Here is a 17,246-nt window from a genome sequence, read left to right on the forward strand (position 1 = left end):
CTTCCGCAACGCTGGCATACCGTCCCGCTTGCTTGGCAAGCCGCGGCGACTTTGCCATAACCGCAGGCAAAGCTTGCGTGTGGAGCCGTGCCGGACATCCCGTGCAAGTCATAACAAGCCGGGAGGGTCTCACAATGCCTGACGTCCGTGTTCTCGCCACCGACCTCGAATTTCCCGAAGGGCCGGTCGCGATGCCGGACGGCTCGGTGGTGCTGGTGGAAATCCGCGGCCAGCGCCTGACCCGCGTCCATCCCGACGGCCGCAAGGAGATCGTCGCGAAGATTCCCGGCGGCCCGAACGGCGCCGCGCTCGGCCCCGACGGCAAGATCTACATCTGCAACAATGGCGGCTTCTCCTGGATCCCGACCCGCAACATGATCATGCCGGGCCCGCAGCCGGACGATTATCTCGGCGGCTCGATCCAGCGGGTCGATCTGCAATCCGGCAAGGTCGAGACCGTGGTGACCAGATGCGGCGCGCACGATCTGCGCGGGCCGAATGATCTGGTGTTCGACAAGCAGGGCGGCCTGTGGTTCTCCGATCTCGGCAAGCGCCGCGCGCGCGAGATGGACGTCGGCGGCATGTATTATCTCAAGCCCGGCATGACCGAGCTGGTCGAGATCGTGCACGGCATCCTGCCGGCGAACGGCATCGGTCTGTCGCCGGATGAGAATACCGTCTACATTGCGGAGACGCCGACCGGCCGGCTCTGGGCCTACGAGCTCTCCGCGCCCGGCACGCTCAAGCCGCGCGATCCGATCTATCGCGGCGAGCGGGGCAAGCCGATCTGTGGCCTCGGCGGCTACCAGATGTTCGACTCGCTCGCGGTGGAGGCTGGCGGCAATGTCTGCGTCGCCACGCTCGTTTCCGGCTGCATTTCGGTGATCGCGCCCGACGGCACGCTGGTGGAGCAGGTCCCGACCGGCGACCGCGTCACCACCAACATCGCCTTCGGCGGCCGCGAGCTGAAGACCGCCTACATCACGCTGTCAGGCAAGGGCGAGCTGATCGCCATGGACTGGCCGCGCGGCGGATTGCCGTTGAATTTTTTGAATAAGTGACGATGGCGTAGTACGCCATCGTCATCCCGGGGCGGCTCGAAGAGCCGAACCCGGGATCTCGAGATTCCGGGTTCGGTCCTGCGGACCGCCCCGGAATGACAACCATGAGGACCTATACAAATGCCCTGGCCCGATCCCGTCACCCTGCGCGGACAGCACGCTCGTCTCGAGCCGCTGTCGCATGATCATCGCGCGGGGCTGGTCGAGGCCGTCAAGGACGGCGAGCTTTCGAAGCTCTGGTACACCGCGATCCCGCTGCCGGAGAACATGGGCAAGGAGATCGACCGCCGCCTGGGGCTCCAGTCCGCGGGCTCGATGCTGCCCTTCACCGTGTTCGATGCCGCCGGCAACATCGTCGGCATGACAACGTACATGAACATCGATGCCGCCAACCGCCGCGTCGAGATCGGCTCGACCTGGTATGGCAAGAGCGCACAGCGCGGCCCGCTCAACACGCAGTGCAAGCTGCTCTTGCTCCGGCACGCCTTCGAGGCGCTGAGCTGCATCGCGGTCGAGTTCCGTACGCATTTCTTCAACCATCAGAGCCGCCGCGCCATCGAGCGTCTCGGCGCCAAGCAGGACGGCATTTTGCGCAGTCACCAGATCGCGCCGAACGGGACGCTGCGCGATACCGTGGTCTACAGCATCACCGCCGCCGAATGGCCGACGGTGCAGGCGCATCTGGAATTTCAACTCAACGACAAGCCGCGCTAGTCATGAGCGTGATTGGTTCGGTGCATCCGCGGTCGCACTGCGCTCCCTCTCCCGTTTACCGGGGAGGGTTGGGGAGGGGGTGCCTCCGCGGTGGGACTCCCCGCGTGGAGAGAGTCCCCATCCGGCGCTACGCGCCGACCTCCCCCGCAAGCGGGCGAGGTTGGAGCGAGCTCGTGGCCGGCACCATCCATTCGGCAATCATCGCGCGCTAAGGACGCCACCATGGATAGATTTGATTATGTGATCATCGGCGCGGGCTCCGCCGGTTGCGTGCTCACCAGCCGGCTCAGCGAAGACCCGAACGTCAGCGTCTGCGTGCTCGAGGCCGGGCCTTCCGACTGGCATCCCTACATCCATCTGCCGGCGGGGTTCATCAAGACTTTCCACATGAAGAGCATCAACTGGGCCTACCAGCAGGAGCCGGGGCCCTGGACCGGCGGCCGCAGCATCTATGCGCCGCGCGGCAAGACGCTCGGCGGCTCGTCCTCGATCAACGGCCACATCTACAATCGCGGCCAGCGCATGGATTTCGACACCTGGGCGCAGATGGGCAATCGCGGCTGGGGCTATGCCGACGTGCTGCCCTACTTCCGCCGGCTGGAGAAGCGCGTCGGCGAGGGCGAGGACACCTATCGCGGCCGCGAGGGCAGCCTCACCGTCACCACCATGGACTGGCGCGATCCGCTCTGCGAAGCCTTCATGGAAGGCGCGGTCTCGCTCGGCATTCCCCGCAACCCCGATTACAACGGCAAGACCCAGGAAGGCGTCTCCTATTGCCAGCGCACCATCGAGAGGGGCCTGCGCGTCTCCGGCTCGACCGCGTTCCTGAAGCCGGCGATGAAGCGGCCGAACGTGCATGTGCGCACCCATGCGCATGCGACCGAGATCATCTTCGAGGGCAAGCGCGCCGTCGGCGTGCGCTACAGCAAGGGCGGCCGCGGCGGCACGCCGGTGGAGGTGCGCGCCAACAAGGAGGTGATCCTGTCCGGCGGCACCTATAATTCGCCGCAGCTCCTGCAGCTCTCCGGCATCGGCTCGCCCGATCTGCTGCAGCAGCACGGCATCGCCGTGCGTCACGCGCTGCCGGTCGGCGAGGGCCTGCAGGACCATTACGCCCCGCGCACGGTGGCGCGCGTCAAGGACATCAAGACCATCAACGAGCTCCGCCGCGGCCTCTCGCTGTGGATCGAGGCGCTGAAATGGGCGACCGCGCGCCGCGGCCTGCTCTCGCTGTCGCCGACCATGGTCTATTGCTTCTGGCACTCCGGCGAGAGCGCGGAGAGTTCCGATCTCCAGCTCACCTTCACGCCGGCGTCCTACAAGGAAGGCGTGCAGGGCCAGCTCGAGGACGAGCCCGGCATGACGGTGGCGTCCTGGCAGCAGCGCCCGGAGAGCCGCGGCTATGTCCGCATCCGCTCGAACGATCCGTTCGCGCCGCCGATCATCCAGACCAACTACCTCGATGCCGAGCTCGACCGCCGCGTCATCGTCGGCGGCATGAAGCTCGCGCGCAGGCTTCTGAAGTCCGCGCCGCTGTCGCCCTATTACGCCTACGAGGATTTCCCCGGCCCCAACGTCAACACCGACGACGAGTTCCTGCACGCCGCCACCGAGCGCGGCACCACCACCTTCCACCCCGGCTGCACCTGCCGCATGGGCCCGGCGGATTCCACCTGGGCGGTGGTCGACGACCACCTCCGCGTCCACGGCCTCGAAGGCCTGCGCGTCATCGACGCCTCGGTCATGCCGCGCATGATCTCGGCGAATCTGAATGCATCAACGATGATGATCGCCGACCGCGCCTCCGACCTGATCCGCGGCAAGCAGCCGATGGAAGCCGCAAGGATTCCGGACACGGCGGTGGCGTGACATCTCGTAGGATGGGTAGAGCGCAGCGAAACCCATCGTGCTTCGGCGAGTGCTGAACGGTGATGGGTTTCGCTGCGCTCTACCCATCCTACAAGCCGCTGCGCGTGATCGATGCCTCGGTGATGCCGCGCATGATCTCGGCGAATTTGAACGCCTCGACCATGATGATCGCCGACCGCGCCTCGGATCTGATCCGCGGCAAGCAGCCGATGGAAGCCGCGCGGATCCCGGACGCGGCGATGGCGTGACATCTCGTAGGATGGGTTACGCTGACGCCAAGCTGCCCTACGAGCTCTGCTCATGGAGACGCGGCAATGCCCCAAATCAACGATAAGCGGCAATCTGTTGGCCAGATCGCCATCTGCGGGGTCGTCTTTCTCTGCACCGCTATTCCGGTCGGTCTGCTGTTGCGCGTGGGTTGGCGGGATTGGACCCTGTTTGCCGGCCTCTGGGCGGTCATGTACTTCATGGGAGGAATAGGATGGTTTCCTCGGGGCACACCAATTCAAAAGGCCTTTTCATATGGCCTGCTCGTCGGCACGGTGCTTCCGGCTCTTGAGTGGGCCTCGACGTTGCAGACCCCGTAGCCCGTCGGGCAAAACACCCCGCACCCTGTCAACCCCTCCGCTCAAAAATATTCCACTTTACCGAAATTCGGAATTGCGGCATAGATCGAGACGGCCCGGCCCGACGAAGAGGGGCGGTTCGCGAGTCGTTCGAAACGCGGGCCGGGTTGCGGTGGACGCGGCAGCGTCGGCACGAGATGGGACGGGCAGGGCGGGTAGTCCCTGTGAGCCTGAACCCCGCGTGTGACGAACGGCGCTGCTAGGCTTCGTCTCGCTTGTAAGTTTCCGGCTTTGTCGACAGGGCTGGGAAAACTGCGGCGAAAGGGCGGGCCGTGCGTACGGCAAAACCGTGTGGTCCTGGCCGTCGTTGCTACGGTCAAGCTTCCGCGGAGGTGTGCGCGAGCCCGACCGGGCAGACGGCATCATCCAATTCGCGGGGCGAGGGAGGCCAGAAGGAAGGTTCGGCTCCCGGGAGAGCACGGCATAAGCCGTCCGACCATCGCGCAGGGAAGGCCGAGTGATTGGCACCACCTGTATGCTGCTGTGCGGTTTTTCTGCGCGTGCATTTTCGCGCAGCGGACCGCGGGTGCGTTGTCAGCACCCGGCCTTCCCTGCGCCCTCTTTCTTTTGGGGCGATGGAATGAAGCAAAGCTCGGGCGAAATGCGCCGCGAGGCTGCGAAGGTGTGTCTGCGATTCAAGCTGCGAATGAGAAGAGCGAAGTTGTCGCCTCATACTCCGTCATTGCGAGCGGAGCGAAGCAATCCAGAGTCTTTCCGCGGAGGGATTCTGGATTGCTTCGTCGCAAGGGCTCCTCGCAATGACGACGTGGAAGCGGACGTGCGCCAAACTCCGCTCTCGTGCCCCGGACGCAGCGCAGCGTCACTTCGACGGTGCGCTGCAGAGCCGGGGCCCATGTCGCCGCATTGTGCCGTGCCGCCTCTGCTCTGCGCAGCAGCGTTGCACCGTCCGGGACACGAGAAGCCTACACTTCCCGTCGGCTCAAGAACGCCAGCCGCTCGAACAGATGCACGTCCTGCTCGTTCTTGAGCAGCGCGCCGTGCAGCGGCGGGATCAGCTTGCGCGGGTCGCGCTCGCGCAGCTGCTCGACGCTCATGTCCTCGTTGAGCAGCAGCTTGAGCCAGTCCAGCAGCTCCGAGGTCGACGGCTTCTTCTTCAGGCCGGGCACCTCGCGTACCTCGAAGAAGATGCGCAGCGCTTCCTCGACGAGGCGCTTCTTGATGCCGGGGAAGTGGACGTCGACGATGCGGCCCATCGTGTCGGCGTCGGGGAACTTGATGTAGTGGAAGAAGCAGCGGCGCAGGAAGGCGTCCGGCAGTTCCTTCTCGTTGTTGGAGGTGATCATCATGATCGGGCGCTGCTTGGCCTTGATCGTCTCGCCGGTCTCGTAGACATGGAATTCCATGCGGTCGAGCTCGAGCAAGAGGTCGTTGGGGAATTCGATGTCGGCCTTGTCGATCTCGTCGATCAGGAGCACCGGGCGCTGCTCGGCGGTGAAAGCCTCCCACAGCTTGCCGCGCTTGATGTAGTTCCTGATGTCGGACACGCGCGCATCGCCGAGCTGGCTGTCGCGCAGGCGCGACACCGCGTCGTATTCGTAGAGGCCCTGCTGCGCCTTGGTGGTGGACTTGATGTGCCAGGTCAAAAGCGGCGCGTTCAGCGCCTTCGCCACTTCCTCCGCCAGCACCGTCTTGCCGGTGCCGGGCTCGCCCTTGATGAGCAGCGGGCGTTCCAGCACGATCGAGGCATTGACGGCGACCTTGAGATCGTCGGTCGCAACATAGTCCTTGGTGCCGGTAAATTTCATCGCGCGTCCTTGTTGGTCGTCGTCGTGAGGCAATGCCAATTTCGTTGCCTTGGTCACGACAAGCGAACGGCCGCTCGCGGCGGCCGTTCCTGGTTCGGTCAGGCTTTCAGACCCGTTTTATCAGCGAAAGGATGACGAGCACAATCACCGCGCCGATGGTGGCGTCCACGATGGCGCCGACCGTGCCGGAGGCGAGCTGGATGTGGAGCTGGGGCAGCACCCAGCTCGCAACCAGCGCGCCGATGATGCCGACGACGATGTTGCCGACCAGCCCAAATCCCGCCCCGTGGACAATCTTGCCCGCGAGCCAGCCTGCGATCGCCCCTATGATGAGCGCTGCGAGAATTCCCATTGCATACGTCCCCAAACAACCCCGTGAGGGTGCCAATTCTAGAGCAAAAAGCATCTGGGTCCACGCTGAATCGCCCGATCCATCGGCGCGGCTCACCTCTCCCCAGCGGGGAGAGCTGGAGCGCCCCTTGACGTTCGCCCCCCGACGGGCAATCTGTCAGCCATGTTCCTGCAATTCTTCACCTCTCTGCGCGACGCGCAGGTCCCTGTGACGCTGCGCGAATACCTCACGCTGATGGAGGCGCTCGACGCCGACCTTGCGGACTACACGGTCGAGAACTTCTATTACCTGTCGCGCGCCTCGCTGGTGAAGGACGAGCGCAATCTCGACAAGTTCGACCGCGTCTTCGGCACGGTGTTCAAGGGGCTTGAGAACCTCCTGGACGCCATGGAGAAGGCTGAGATCCCCGAGGAATGGCTGAAGAAGCTCGCCGAGAAATACCTGACGGAAGAAGAGAAGAAGCAGATCGAGGCCATGGGCTGGGACAAGCTCATGGAGACCTTGAAGAAGCGGCTCGAGGAGCAGAAGGGGCGGCACCAGGGCGGCTCGAAGTGGATCGGCACGGCAGGCACCTCGCCGTTCGGCGCGCACGGCTACAATCCCGAGGGCGTGCGCATCGGCCAGGAGAAGAACCGCAACAACCGCGCCGTGAAGGTGTGGGACAAGCGCGAGTTCAAAGACCTCGACGGCAATGTCGAGCTCGGCATCCGCAACATCAAGGTGGCGCTGCGCCGGCTGCGCAAATTCGCGCGCACCGGCGCGCCGGACGAGCTCGATCTCGACACCACGATCCGCGAGACCGCCAATCACGGCTATCTCGACGTCCACATGCGCCCCGAGCGGCGCAATGCGGTGAAGCTCCTGGTGTTCTTCGACATCGGCGGCTCCATGGACATGCATATCGAGCAGGTCGAGGAGCTGTTCTCGGCGGCGAAGAGCGAGTTCAAGCACATGGAATATTTCTACTTCCACAATTGCCTCTATGAAGGCGTGTGGAAGCAGAACAAGCGCCGCTTCACCGACCGCACGCCGACCTGGGACGTGCTGCACAAATACCCGCACGACTACAAGATCGTGTTCGTCGGCGACGCCTCGATGTCGCCTTACGAGATCATGGTGCCCGGCGGCTCGGTCGAGCACGTCAACGAGGAGCCCGGCTCGGTCTGGCTCGACCGAATCATCCGCACCTATCCGCATGCGGTGTGGCTGAACCCTGTGCAGCAGAAGCACTGGGACTATTCGGAATCCACTACCATCATTAAGCGCATCTTCGCGGGCCGGATGTATCCGATCACGATCGAGGGGCTGGAAGCTGCGATGAAGGAATTGACGCACTGATGTCTCCCGTCGTCATTCCGGGGCGCGACGAAGTCGCGAGCCCGGAATCCATCGGGCCACAGTCCGTGTAGATGAATGGATTCCGGGCTCGATGCTGCGCATCGCCCCGGAATGACAACGAGAAGGGAGAACCACATGCCCCAAAACATCACCCGCGGCATCAAGGCGCTGATCGACGAGGCCAATGCCGAGATCGAGACGCTCACCGCCAAGGACGCCATCGAGATATCGAAGAACGGCGACGTCGTCATCGTCGACATCCGCGACCCCCGCGAGATCGAGCGCGACGGCCGCATTCCCGGCGCCTTCGCCTGCACCCGCGGCATGCTCGAATTCTGGATCGATCCGCAGAGCCCCTACGCCAAGCCGATCTTCCAGGAGGACAAGAAGTTCGTCTTCCACTGCGCCGGCGGCCTGCGCTCCGCGCTCGCCGCCAAGACCGCGCAGGACATGGGCCTCAAGCCGGTCGCCCACATCGCCGGCGGCTACGCCGCCTGGCGCGATGCCGGCGGCCCGGTCGAGAAGTGGGAGCCGAAGAAGAAGGGGTGAGGGCCTCTCTCTCACCGTCATTCCGGGGCGCCCGAAGGGCGAGCCCGGAATCCATTCATCGACCGACACTGCCGCACGATGGATTCCGGGTTCGTGCTGCGCACGCCCCGGAATGACAAGGAAATAGCGAATGACCGCCACCGACCCCCTCGTCTCCACCGAATGGCTCGCCGCCCATATCGGCGAGGCCAACGTCAAGATCCTCGACGCCAGCTTCAAGCTGCCCGGCGTGCTGCCGCTGCCGAAGGACGATTATCTCGCCGCGCACCTGCCGGGCGCTGTGTTCTTCGACGTCGATGCGGTGTCGGACCATTCCAACCCGCTGCCGCACATGTATCCGAGCGCCGAGCAGTTCGGCCGCGACGTCGGCAATCTCGGCATCGGCAATAGCGACACCGTCGTGCTCTACGATGCCGGCGGCTGGGTCGCCGCGCCGCGCGCGTGGTGGATGTTCCTCGCGTTCGGCCACGACAACGTGCGCATCCTCAATGGCGGCCTGAAGAAATGGCGCGCCGAGGGGCGCCCTGTGGAGAGCGGCGAGGTGAAGCCGAAGCCGGCGACGTTCAAGGCGAGCTTCGACCCGAAGCGCGTGCGCAGCATGCAGCAGCTCATCGCCAATGTCGAAAGCCGTGCCGAGCAGGTGATCGACGCGCGCGCCGCCGACCGTTTCGAGGGCCGCGCGCCCGAGCCGCGCCCGGGCATCCGCTCCGGCCACATCCCGGGCGCCCGCAACGTGCCGTATAATCTGCTGTTCGACGCCGCGACCGGCACGATGAAGCCGCTCGAGGAGCTGCGCGCCGCCTTCACGGGCGCCGGCGTCAAGCTCGATGCGCCGATCGTGACGAGCTGCGGCTCCGGCGTCTCCGCCGGCGTGCTGACGCTTGCGCTCTACCGCCTGGGGATCACCGACACCGCGCTCTATGACGGCTCCTGGTCGGAATGGGGCCAGGAGGGCGGCCCGGCCATCGCGACCGGTCCGGCGTAGCCTCGCTATTTCCACATCGTCATGGCCGGGCTTGACCCGGCCATCCACGTCTTGAGGCGCGGCACAAAGAACGTGGATGGCCGGGACAAGCCCGGGCATGACGATGTTCGAAACGATTGCAGGGCCGCAAGGAAGGCGCCTCAGCGCGTGCGCGCGGTCGTCGTCGCGAACGCCGGCTGCTGCTGACCGAACGGATCGAGCTGCTGCTGCAATTGCTGAGGCGGCGGGCGCCGCACCACGCGGTGCGGCTTCTTCGCCTTCGCCTTGCGCTTGGTCGCCTTGTCGTCGGCCTTGCTCTCGGGCTTGCTATCGACCTTGGCCTTCGCCGGCGCGTCCTTCACGGCCGTCGTCGCCGGATCGTTCAGCGCGGCCAGCTTGCTCGAAGCGACGTCGGGCGCCGAGGAGGCGAGGGCGGCACTGGGATCGACCGGTGCCGGCTCGCTGGCGGTCGCGACAGCGGCAGGCGTAACGTCCGGCTTGGCGTCGGGAATCGAGGCCGTCGCGTCGGCTGGGGTGAGCGTGTCGGCCGGGGCTGGCGCAGTGGCGTCCGCCGTGGTCTCGGACTTGGCCGGCTCGACAGCCGCCGCTTCCGCCGGAGGCGCAGCGGCCTGCGTCAGGACGTCAGCCTCGGTCAGCGCGGCGACCTGCTCCGGATCGGTGGCGGGCAGTCCAATGGTCGGCACCTGGTCGCGGATCGACGGCTCGGGTTCGGCCGTGACCTCCGGCTCGGCGCGGAGCACCGCGAGCACCGGCTGGGCAGGCTCGGAAGCTTGCGCGAACATCTGCTCCTGCGGGCCGTTCCGCCAGGACGGGTTGCTGACATACTGCTCGTGGCTCGCGCGTAGCAGCGCGGCGGCGCCCAGGCCGAACACCAGGATGGAGGTTGACAGCAGGATCGCGGCAAACAGGAAGCGAAAGCCGGGAAGCATCGAAGGGTTGCGAATTTCCGCCCCGGCGGCGTGGGGTGCCAGGGCCCATGAGCCATCTGAACGCGGTGACGGTACTGTTTGCCGTGTTCGCCGCGCGGGGAGCAGGAGCTCAAATCGGCGGCGAATCAGGCTGATTCGAACATACCGCAACGATTTCGAGCCGTTCCGCTAAATTCGGAGCCGATCTGTCAGGCAAGCCGGGGCGCGATGCGATTTTCGCCCCGTGATGCAACGGGGCAACGGTAGTCTTGCGGATCACAAAACGGCAAATCCGGCTCAAATAAGCCTGATATGTCTTGAATGTGCCGCTATCTTCCGTCATCTGGCCGTTAACGGGCCGGTCGGGCTTGGGGACTATACAAGAGCGATGATGATCAAACATTTTCTGACGATATGCGCTGCCGCAACAGTCGCTGCGGCGGGAACCTCGCTCGCGCAGGCTCAGAGCTATCCGGTCCAGCAGGTGCCGGGCTACGGCGCCCCGGCCGAGTATCGGCCCGGCGACCGCACGCCCAATTTCGACGCGCTCGACGATGACGACGACGCGATGCCGCATGCATCGTTGCCGCCGCCCGGCCCGGCCGACGATCCGCGCTATGGCCGCCCGCTCGGCGCGCCCCCGGTCTATTCGGCAGCCCCGCCCCAGGGCCCGGTGATGTCGCCGGACGATCCGCGCTATGGCCGCCCCGCTGGCGCGCCGGTCTATTCGGCTGCGCCGCCGCAGGGCCCCGTGATGTCGCCCGATGATCCCCGCTACGGCCGCCCCGCCGGTCCGCCGCAGGTGATCTACGCCGATCGCCCGGGCCAGCAGGCTCCTGTCAATGATGGCCTGCGTCCGCCGGAGGCTGTCGGCGGTCCCGCCGCCACCGGAACGGTCCAGGCCGGGCAGTCGCCCGTCGGCGCCGACGGAAGGCCGATCACGTTGGCCGCGCTGCCGCCCGAGGAGCAGCCCGATGCTGCGCCGGTGCAGCTGCCGCCGAACCTGCGCCGCCAGGAGGTCTCGTTCCAGACCAAGGAGCCGGCCGGCACGCTCGTGGTCGATACGCCGAACACCTATCTCTACTATGTGCTCGGCAATGGCCGCGCGATCCGCTACGGGGTGCGCGTCGGCCGCGACGGCTTCACCTGGACCGGCGTGCAGAAGATCACCCGCAAGGCCGAGTGGCCGGATTGGCATCCGCCGACCGAGATGATCGAACGCCAGCCCTATCTGCCGCGCTTCATGGCGGGCGGCCCCGGCAATCCGTTGGGCGCGCGCGCGATGTATCTCGGCTCGACCGTCTACCGCATCCACGGCACCAACCAGCCCTCGACCATCGGCAAGTTCGTCTCGTCGGGCTGTATCGGCATGCTGAACGAGGACGTTTCCGACCTGTTCGATCGCGTCAAGGTCGGCACCCGCGTGGTCGTGATGCCGGGCGGCCCGCCGCCGGGAACGGCGACCGCGTCCGCTGCACCGACGCAGGGCGCTGCCGGTCCGGCTCCGATGGCCGCCCAGGCCGGGCCTGTCCCGGGCACGCAGCCGACGGTGGTCCCGCCGCTGCCCGCGCCGGTGACGGTGCGCTGAGCGCTGCGAGATAGAGTGCGAACTGCAATGGGCGTGCCTTGGCACGCCCATTGTCGTTTCAGGCCAGCCTGCGCGGCAACTCGCCGCCCTCAGTGAAGGCATCGATCGCCTCGACCATCTGGCTGTAATGTATGCCCAGACCGTCCTTGGTGGCGTAGCCGAGATGCGGCGTCAGCACGAGGTTGTCGAGCTTGCGGAAGGGATGCTCGACCGGCAGCGGCTCGACCGAGAACACGTCCAGGCCGGCGCCTGCGATCCTGCGCTGCTGCAACGCTTCGAGCAGCGCCTGCTCGTCCACGATCGGCCCGCGGGCGGTGTTGACGAGGAACGCCGTCGGCTTCATCCGGGCGAGGTCCTCGCGGCTGACGAGGCCGCGCGAGCGCTCGCTCAGCACGACATGGATGGTGACGATATCGGCCTTGGCGAACAGCTCCACCTTGGTGGCGTAGCCGACGCCGGCGCCCGCGCATTTCTCCGGCGTCAGGTTCGGGCTCCAGGCGATCACGTTCATGCCGAACGCCTTGGCGATCCCGGCCATCTTGCTGCCGAGCTTGCCGAGCCCGACGATTCCGAGCGTCATGCCCTCGATCTCGACGCCGGCAAAGGTCTGCCAGGGCTCGCCGGCATGCATGCGTGCATTCTCGCGGCCGATGCCGCGGGTCAGTTCCAGGATCAGGCCCATGGTCAGCGGCGCGGTGGGATCGCGGGAATATTGCGTGCCGCCGATGACGATGCCGCGCGCCCTGGCGGTCTCCAGGTCGATCGCGGCGTTGCGCATGCCTGACGTCAAGAGCAGCTTCAGCTTCGGCAAGCTCTCGAACAGGGGCCCGGGAAACGCCGTGCGCTCGCGCATCGCGCAGATGATCTCGAAGTCGGCCAGCGCGCTGGCCGCGGCCCGTTCGGAAGCGAAGGGATGGCTGAACACGGTGACGTCGACACGGTCGGACAGTTTCTGCCAGTCGGCAACGTCGAGCGCGAGGTTGAAATAGTCGTCGAGAATTGCACAGCGCAGCCGGCTCATCAGCGTTCATCCATGGCGAGAGGTGAGGACGCCGGGCCAGCGCCGTCGTCGGAACCGGGCCATGGTTGCGCGCAATCGCACCAGCGCGCAAGCCGCCTGCGTCTTCAAAAATCCGACAGCAGAGCGGGCGCTTTAGAGATCGCGGGGCTTCAGCCGGAACGGCGCATCCATGCCGTGCTTGGCGCGCCAGGCGGGGCCGGGGCCGCGCATGTAGTGCAGTTCGGGCCGGTAGGGATTGAAGGCGGTGGCGAAGAAGCGCTTCCAGAATCCCTTGATCTCCGAGGCGAAGTCGGAGACGTGGCCGGCTTCTGCCGGAACAGGAAGAGAATGGGTCTCGATCAGAGCCATGATGCGGCCTCGCTGTGCTCCCGTTCATTCTGGCGGGTGGCGCTGTTTCCGCGCGAAACCGAGCTTTTGCCTAATTCATTAAAAGATAGTTTCAATTGTCCGGATCAGGGCGAGATGGTGTCCGGACCGTATTCATCCGTGGTGAACGGACGGAAAACGTTGCCCTTTCGGGACGGGATCGCTACATCGCTGGCGAAGCAAATTTCCTCAAATCGAAGGTTTTCGGGACCGATGGCGCGCCAGTTCATCTATTTCATGCAGGGCCTGACCAAGAGCTACCCGACCCGGAAGGTGCTCGATAACATCCATCTGTCGTTCTACCCGGACGCCAAGATCGGCGTGCTCGGCGTCAACGGCTCGGGCAAGTCGACCCTGCTCAAGATCATGGCCGGGCTCGACAAGGAATACACCGGCGAGGCCTGGGTCGCCGAGGGCGCGCGCGTCGGCTATCTCGAGCAGGAGCCGCAGCTCGACCCTGCGCTCTCGGTGCGCGAGAACGTCATGCGGGGCGTCGCCAAGCAGAAGGCGATCCTCGACCGCTACAACGAGCTCGCGGTCAACTATTCCGACGAGACCGCCGACGAGATGACCAAGCTGCAGGACGAGATCGAGGCCCAGGGCCTCTGGGATCTCGACAGCAAGGTCGACCAGGCCATGGACGCGCTGCGCTGCCCGCCCGACGACGCCGACGTCACCAAGCTCTCGGGCGGTGAGCGCCGCCGCGTCGCGCTGTGCCGGCTGCTGCTCGACCAGCCCGAACTGCTCTTGCTGGACGAGCCCACCAACCATCTCGACGCCGAGTCGGTGTCGTGGCTGGAAGGGCACTTGCGCAACTATCCCGGCGCGATCCTGATCGTGACCCACGACCGCTACTTCCTCGACAACGTGACGGGCTGGATCCTCGAGCTCGACCGCGGCCGCGGCATCCCCTATGAGGGCAATTACTCGTCCTGGCTGGTGCAGAAGCAGAAGCGTCTGGAGCAGGAGGGACGCGAGGACGCCGCGCACCAGAAGACGCTCGCCCGCGAGCAGGAATGGGTCGCGTCCTCGCCGAAAGCGCGCCAGGCCAAGTCCAAGGCGCGCTACCAGCGCTATGAGGAGCTGCTCAAGCAGGCGAGCGAGAAGCAGACCCAGACTGCGCAGATCATCATTCCCGTTGCCGAGCGGCTCGGTGCCAACGTGGTCGATTTCGAGGGGCTCAGCAAAGGCTTCGGCGATCGCCTCCTGATCGACAATCTCACCTTCAAGCTGCCGCCCGGCGGCATCGTCGGCGTCATCGGCCCCAACGGTGCCGGCAAGACCACGTTGTTCAAGATGATCACGGGCCAGGAGAAGCCGGACGCAGGCACGATCACGGTCGGCGAGACCGTGCATCTCGGCTATGTCGATCAGTCGCGCGATGCGCTCGACGGCAAGAAGACCGTGTGGGAGGAAATCTCCGGCGGCAACGAGCTGATCCTGCTCGGCAAGAAGGAAGTGAATTCGCGCGGCTACTGCTCGTCGTTCAACTTCAAGGGTGCGGACCAGCAGAAGAAGGTCGGTGCGCTCTCCGGCGGTGAACGCAACCGCGTGCATCTGGCCAAGATGCTGAAGTCCGGCGCCAACGTGCTGCTGCTCGACGAGCCGACCAACGACCTCGACGTCGACACGCTGCGCGCGCTCGAGGAGGCGCTGGAGGATTTTGCCGGCTGCGCCGTCATCATCAGCCACGATCGCTGGTTCCTCGACCGCATCGCGACCCACATCCTGGCCTTCGAAGGCGAGAGCCATGTCGAATGGTTCGAAGGCAACTTCCAGGACTACGAGAAGGACAAGATGCGCCGGCTCGGCCAGGACAGCATCATCCCGCACCGCGTGAAGTACAAGAAGCTGACACGGTGATGGCGGCATGATGCGGCGGGCGCTCATCGCTGCGGTGATCGCGGTCACCTGCGGCTGGTCGTCCGCCCGCGCCACTGATGCCGCCTTCACCCAGTTCATCGCCTCGCTCTGGCCGGAGGCGCAGGCCGAAGGCGTCTCGCGCGCGACGTTCGAGCGAGAGACGCGCGGGCTCGAGCCTGATTACAAGCTGCCCGACCTGCTTCTGCCGGGCCGGCCTGCGACCGGCGCGCCGTCGCAGGCCGAGTTCGTGCAGGTGCCGGCCGACTACGTCAGGGAAGCGTCGATCGCGCGGCTCGCCGGCGAGGGGCAGCGGCTGCTGCAAAAATATCGGCCCGCGCTGACCGAGATCGAGAAAAGCTCCGGGGTGCCCGCCACCGTCATGCTCGCGATCTGGGGCCGCGAGACCGATTATGGCCGCTACACGCTGCCTTACGATCTCGTGCGCGTGCTGGCGACGCAGGCCTATGTCGGGCGGCGCAAGGATCAATACCGCACCGAGTTCATCCTTGCGCTGAAGATCCTCGGCGAGGGCGTGGTGACGCGCAAGGACATGCGCTCGTCCTGGGCGGGCGCCACCGGGCTCACGCAATTCCTGCCGTCCGAATATTACAAGCACGGCGTCGACTTCGACGGCGACGGCCGCAAAGACATCTGGCACTCGGTGCCGGATGCGCTGGCCTCGGCCGCCCAGCAGCTCGTCAACAAGGGCTGGCAGAGCGGCGTGCGCTGGGCCTACGAAGTGCAGGCGCCCGCGAAGGTCGATTGCACCGCTGGTGTGCCCGAGGTGACGAAGCCGATCGGCCAGTGGCTGCGCGAAGGCTTCGTGCCGGTGCGTGGCCAGCGCCTGAGCGCGGCGGAGCAGGCACAGCCGGCCTCGCTGCTGCAGCCCGAGGGCATCTACGGCCCGTCATTCCTGACCACGAAGAACTACTTCGTCATCAAGGAATACAATTTCTCCGACCTCTATGTGCTGTTCGTCGGCCATCTCAGCGATCGCATGACGAACCCGCAGCCGTTCGCAACGCCCTGGTCGGCCTCCAAGCAATTGCGCACCAAGGATGTCGAGACGATGCAGCGCGGGCTGACGCGGATCGGGCTCTACAAGGACAAGATCGACGGCAAGGCCGGAATGCAGACGCGCGCGGCGCTGGGCGCCTATCAGAAGTCGGCCGGCCTCAAGGTTGATTGCTGGCCGAGCGAAGAGGTGCTGCGCTCGATCCAGGCAGGGCGATAGCGCAGGACCAAAAGAAAAAACCCGGCCGATGGTGTCGGCCGGGCTTCGATCGCGGCGCTTGCGAGCGCCGTGCGATCAGATCAGTAGCAGACGCGAACCGGGCGAACGACCCAGCCATAGCCGTCCCAATAGCGCTGGCGCTGCCAGTAGCAGGGCGGGGGCGGCGGGCCGGGCTCGGCCACGTAAACGGGACCACCATAGGCCGGGCGGCTCGACGCGATGGCGCCGCCGACGATCGCGCCGCCGATCAGGCCGGCCGCGATGCCGGCGCCAATGTTGTCACCGGCCTTGGCGGGCGGGGTGGCGGTCACCAGCGATCCGGCGACCGTCGCAACCGTGAGGGCGGCAACTAGAGTCTTCTTCATGCTCAGGGCTCTCCTGGGAGATGGGTTCCTCTGGTTAGAGGCGCCCGGGTTTCAAAGGTTCACGCACACTCTGATGGAATTGGCCGTCGGGCTAGGAAGCGCGCAAATGGTCAATCCACGGTAAACGCGCACGGAGCTGTGACGAGAAAAAGCGGTGTTTTTCAGGCCCCGAGATGAACGGCGTATCCGTAGTGAACCGGTGCAGCTGAAAGCCGTCGCAGTGAGCCGGTTCGAGGCGGCTCAGCCACAGACCCTGACGCGGCGAACGCGCCAGCCATAGCCGTCCCAGAAACGCTGCTTCTGCCAGACGCAGCCGCCGCCATAATAGCCGTCGGCGACATAGCCGGGAGCCGGCGCATAATAGCGCGGCGGGTAATAGCCGGGTTCGTAATAGCCCGGGCCGGGTCCGTAGTAATACGGAGAGGCCAGCGCGCCGCCGACGATGGCGCCACCGATGATCCCCGCAGCTACGCCTGCGGCGACACCGCGCTGGGCCTGGGCCGGAGTTCCGGCCGCGACGGCCAGGGTGGCGACGGCCGCGACCGCCACGAGGAATTTCTTCATGGATTGACCTTTCGTACAAACACGCTGGAACCGCTCTGGGCAGAGTTCCATACTTCGTCCGAATGATCAATGAACGG

Annotated in this window: 17 protein-coding genes and 1 pseudogene; 11 read left to right on the plus strand and 7 right to left on the minus strand. The window is 65.7% G+C overall.

Annotated elements, in window-relative coordinates; translation table 11 throughout:
• Positions 1-134: 134 nt before the first annotated feature.
• From D6B98_RS01525 to D6B98_RS01545, 5 genes and pseudogenes are all read left to right on the plus strand, one after another.
• A complete protein-coding gene (locus D6B98_RS01525; RefSeq protein WP_126255185.1) occupies positions 135-1,061 on the plus strand; it encodes an SMP-30/gluconolactonase/LRE family protein in 927 nt (308 codons plus the stop codon).
• Between the two features lie 120 nt (positions 1,062-1,181).
• Complete coding sequence (locus D6B98_RS01530; RefSeq protein ID WP_126255186.1) at positions 1,182-1,775, plus strand: GNAT family N-acetyltransferase; 594 nt, start codon at positions 1,182-1,184, stop codon at positions 1,773-1,775.
• 222 nt (positions 1,776-1,997) lie between these two features.
• The gene (locus D6B98_RS01535; protein ID WP_126255187.1) at positions 1,998-3,644 is read left to right on the plus strand and encodes a GMC family oxidoreductase; all 1,647 of its coding nucleotides are present in this window, start codon (positions 1,998-2,000) and stop codon (positions 3,642-3,644) included.
• Positions 3,645-3,742: 98 nt separating this feature from the next.
• A pseudogene (locus tag D6B98_RS01540) lies at positions 3,743-3,892 on the plus strand (GMC oxidoreductase); the annotation flags it as partial.
• 66 nt (positions 3,893-3,958) lie between these two features.
• Entirely contained in the window at positions 3,959-4,231 is a 273-nt protein-coding gene (locus tag D6B98_RS01545; RefSeq protein WP_126255189.1) for a hypothetical protein, read from the plus strand.
• Positions 4,232-5,193: 962 nt separating this feature from the next.
• On the opposite strand, the gene D6B98_RS01560 is transcribed toward D6B98_RS01545, so the two are convergent.
• Complete coding sequence (locus D6B98_RS01560) at positions 5,194-6,036, minus strand: AAA family ATPase (RefSeq protein WP_028152332.1); 843 nt, start codon at positions 6,034-6,036, stop codon at positions 5,194-5,196.
• A 106-nt stretch (positions 6,037-6,142) separates the two neighbouring features.
• The gene (locus D6B98_RS01565) at positions 6,143-6,388 is read right to left on the minus strand and encodes a GlsB/YeaQ/YmgE family stress response membrane protein (RefSeq protein ID WP_126255191.1); all 246 of its coding nucleotides are present in this window, start codon (positions 6,386-6,388) and stop codon (positions 6,143-6,145) included.
• A 162-nt stretch (positions 6,389-6,550) separates the two neighbouring features.
• Between D6B98_RS01565 and D6B98_RS01570 the strand changes: the two genes are divergently transcribed.
• From D6B98_RS01570 to sseA, 3 genes are all read left to right on the plus strand, one after another.
• Positions 6,551-7,726, plus strand: coding sequence for a vWA domain-containing protein (locus tag D6B98_RS01570; protein WP_126255192.1), 1,176 nt, complete (start codon positions 6,551-6,553; stop codon positions 7,724-7,726).
• A gap of 135 nt (positions 7,727-7,861) precedes the next feature.
• Positions 7,862-8,275 (plus strand): rhodanese-like domain-containing protein, encoded by a 414-nt coding sequence (locus tag D6B98_RS01575; protein ID WP_028138151.1) that lies wholly within the window; start codon positions 7,862-7,864, stop codon positions 8,273-8,275.
• A 130-nt stretch (positions 8,276-8,405) separates the two neighbouring features.
• Positions 8,406-9,260 (plus strand): 3-mercaptopyruvate sulfurtransferase, encoded by an 855-nt coding sequence (gene sseA / locus D6B98_RS01580; protein ID WP_126255193.1) that lies wholly within the window; start codon positions 8,406-8,408, stop codon positions 9,258-9,260.
• Between the two features lie 140 nt (positions 9,261-9,400).
• Here the strand turns inward: sseA and D6B98_RS01585 are convergent, their stop codons facing one another.
• Positions 9,401-10,189, minus strand: coding sequence for a hypothetical protein (locus D6B98_RS01585; RefSeq protein WP_126255194.1), 789 nt, complete (start codon positions 10,187-10,189; stop codon positions 9,401-9,403).
• 370 nt (positions 10,190-10,559) lie between these two features.
• On the opposite strand from D6B98_RS01585, the gene D6B98_RS01590 reads away from it, so the two are divergent.
• Positions 10,560-11,756 carry a L,D-transpeptidase family protein gene (locus D6B98_RS01590; protein ID WP_164718316.1) on the plus strand — a complete coding sequence of 399 codons (1,197 nt, stop codon included), beginning with the start codon at positions 10,560-10,562 and terminating at the stop codon, positions 11,754-11,756.
• Between the two features lie 58 nt (positions 11,757-11,814).
• Here the strand turns inward: D6B98_RS01590 and D6B98_RS01595 are convergent, their stop codons facing one another.
• Both D6B98_RS01595 and D6B98_RS01600 read right to left on the minus strand, forming a co-directional pair.
• A complete protein-coding gene (locus tag D6B98_RS01595; RefSeq protein ID WP_126255196.1) occupies positions 11,815-12,777 on the minus strand; it encodes a D-2-hydroxyacid dehydrogenase family protein in 963 nt (320 codons plus the stop codon).
• Between the two features lie 132 nt (positions 12,778-12,909).
• Positions 12,910-13,125 (minus strand): hypothetical protein, encoded by a 216-nt coding sequence (locus tag D6B98_RS01600; protein WP_063201904.1) that lies wholly within the window; start codon positions 13,123-13,125, stop codon positions 12,910-12,912.
• A 231-nt stretch (positions 13,126-13,356) separates the two neighbouring features.
• On the opposite strand from D6B98_RS01600, the gene ettA reads away from it, so the two are divergent.
• A complete protein-coding gene (gene ettA, locus D6B98_RS01605) occupies positions 13,357-15,006 on the plus strand; it encodes an energy-dependent translational throttle protein EttA (RefSeq protein WP_126255197.1) in 1,650 nt (549 codons plus the stop codon).
• A gap of 7 nt (positions 15,007-15,013) precedes the next feature.
• Entirely contained in the window at positions 15,014-16,240 is a 1,227-nt protein-coding gene (locus D6B98_RS01610; RefSeq protein WP_126255198.1) for a lytic murein transglycosylase, read from the plus strand.
• A gap of 80 nt (positions 16,241-16,320) precedes the next feature.
• On the opposite strand, the gene D6B98_RS01615 is transcribed toward D6B98_RS01610, so the two are convergent.
• Together D6B98_RS01615 and D6B98_RS01620 are read right to left on the minus strand one after the other, a co-directional pair.
• The gene (locus D6B98_RS01615; protein ID WP_028179902.1) at positions 16,321-16,605 is read right to left on the minus strand and encodes a hypothetical protein; all 285 of its coding nucleotides are present in this window, start codon (positions 16,603-16,605) and stop codon (positions 16,321-16,323) included.
• A gap of 240 nt (positions 16,606-16,845) precedes the next feature.
• A complete protein-coding gene (locus D6B98_RS01620) occupies positions 16,846-17,169 on the minus strand; it encodes a hypothetical protein (protein ID WP_164718317.1) in 324 nt (107 codons plus the stop codon).
• Positions 17,170-17,246 lie beyond the last annotated feature (77 nt).

Source organism: Bradyrhizobium sp. LVM 105 (genome assembly GCF_003957705.1).
Lineage (GTDB): Bacteria > Pseudomonadota > Alphaproteobacteria > Rhizobiales > Xanthobacteraceae > Bradyrhizobium > Bradyrhizobium frederickii.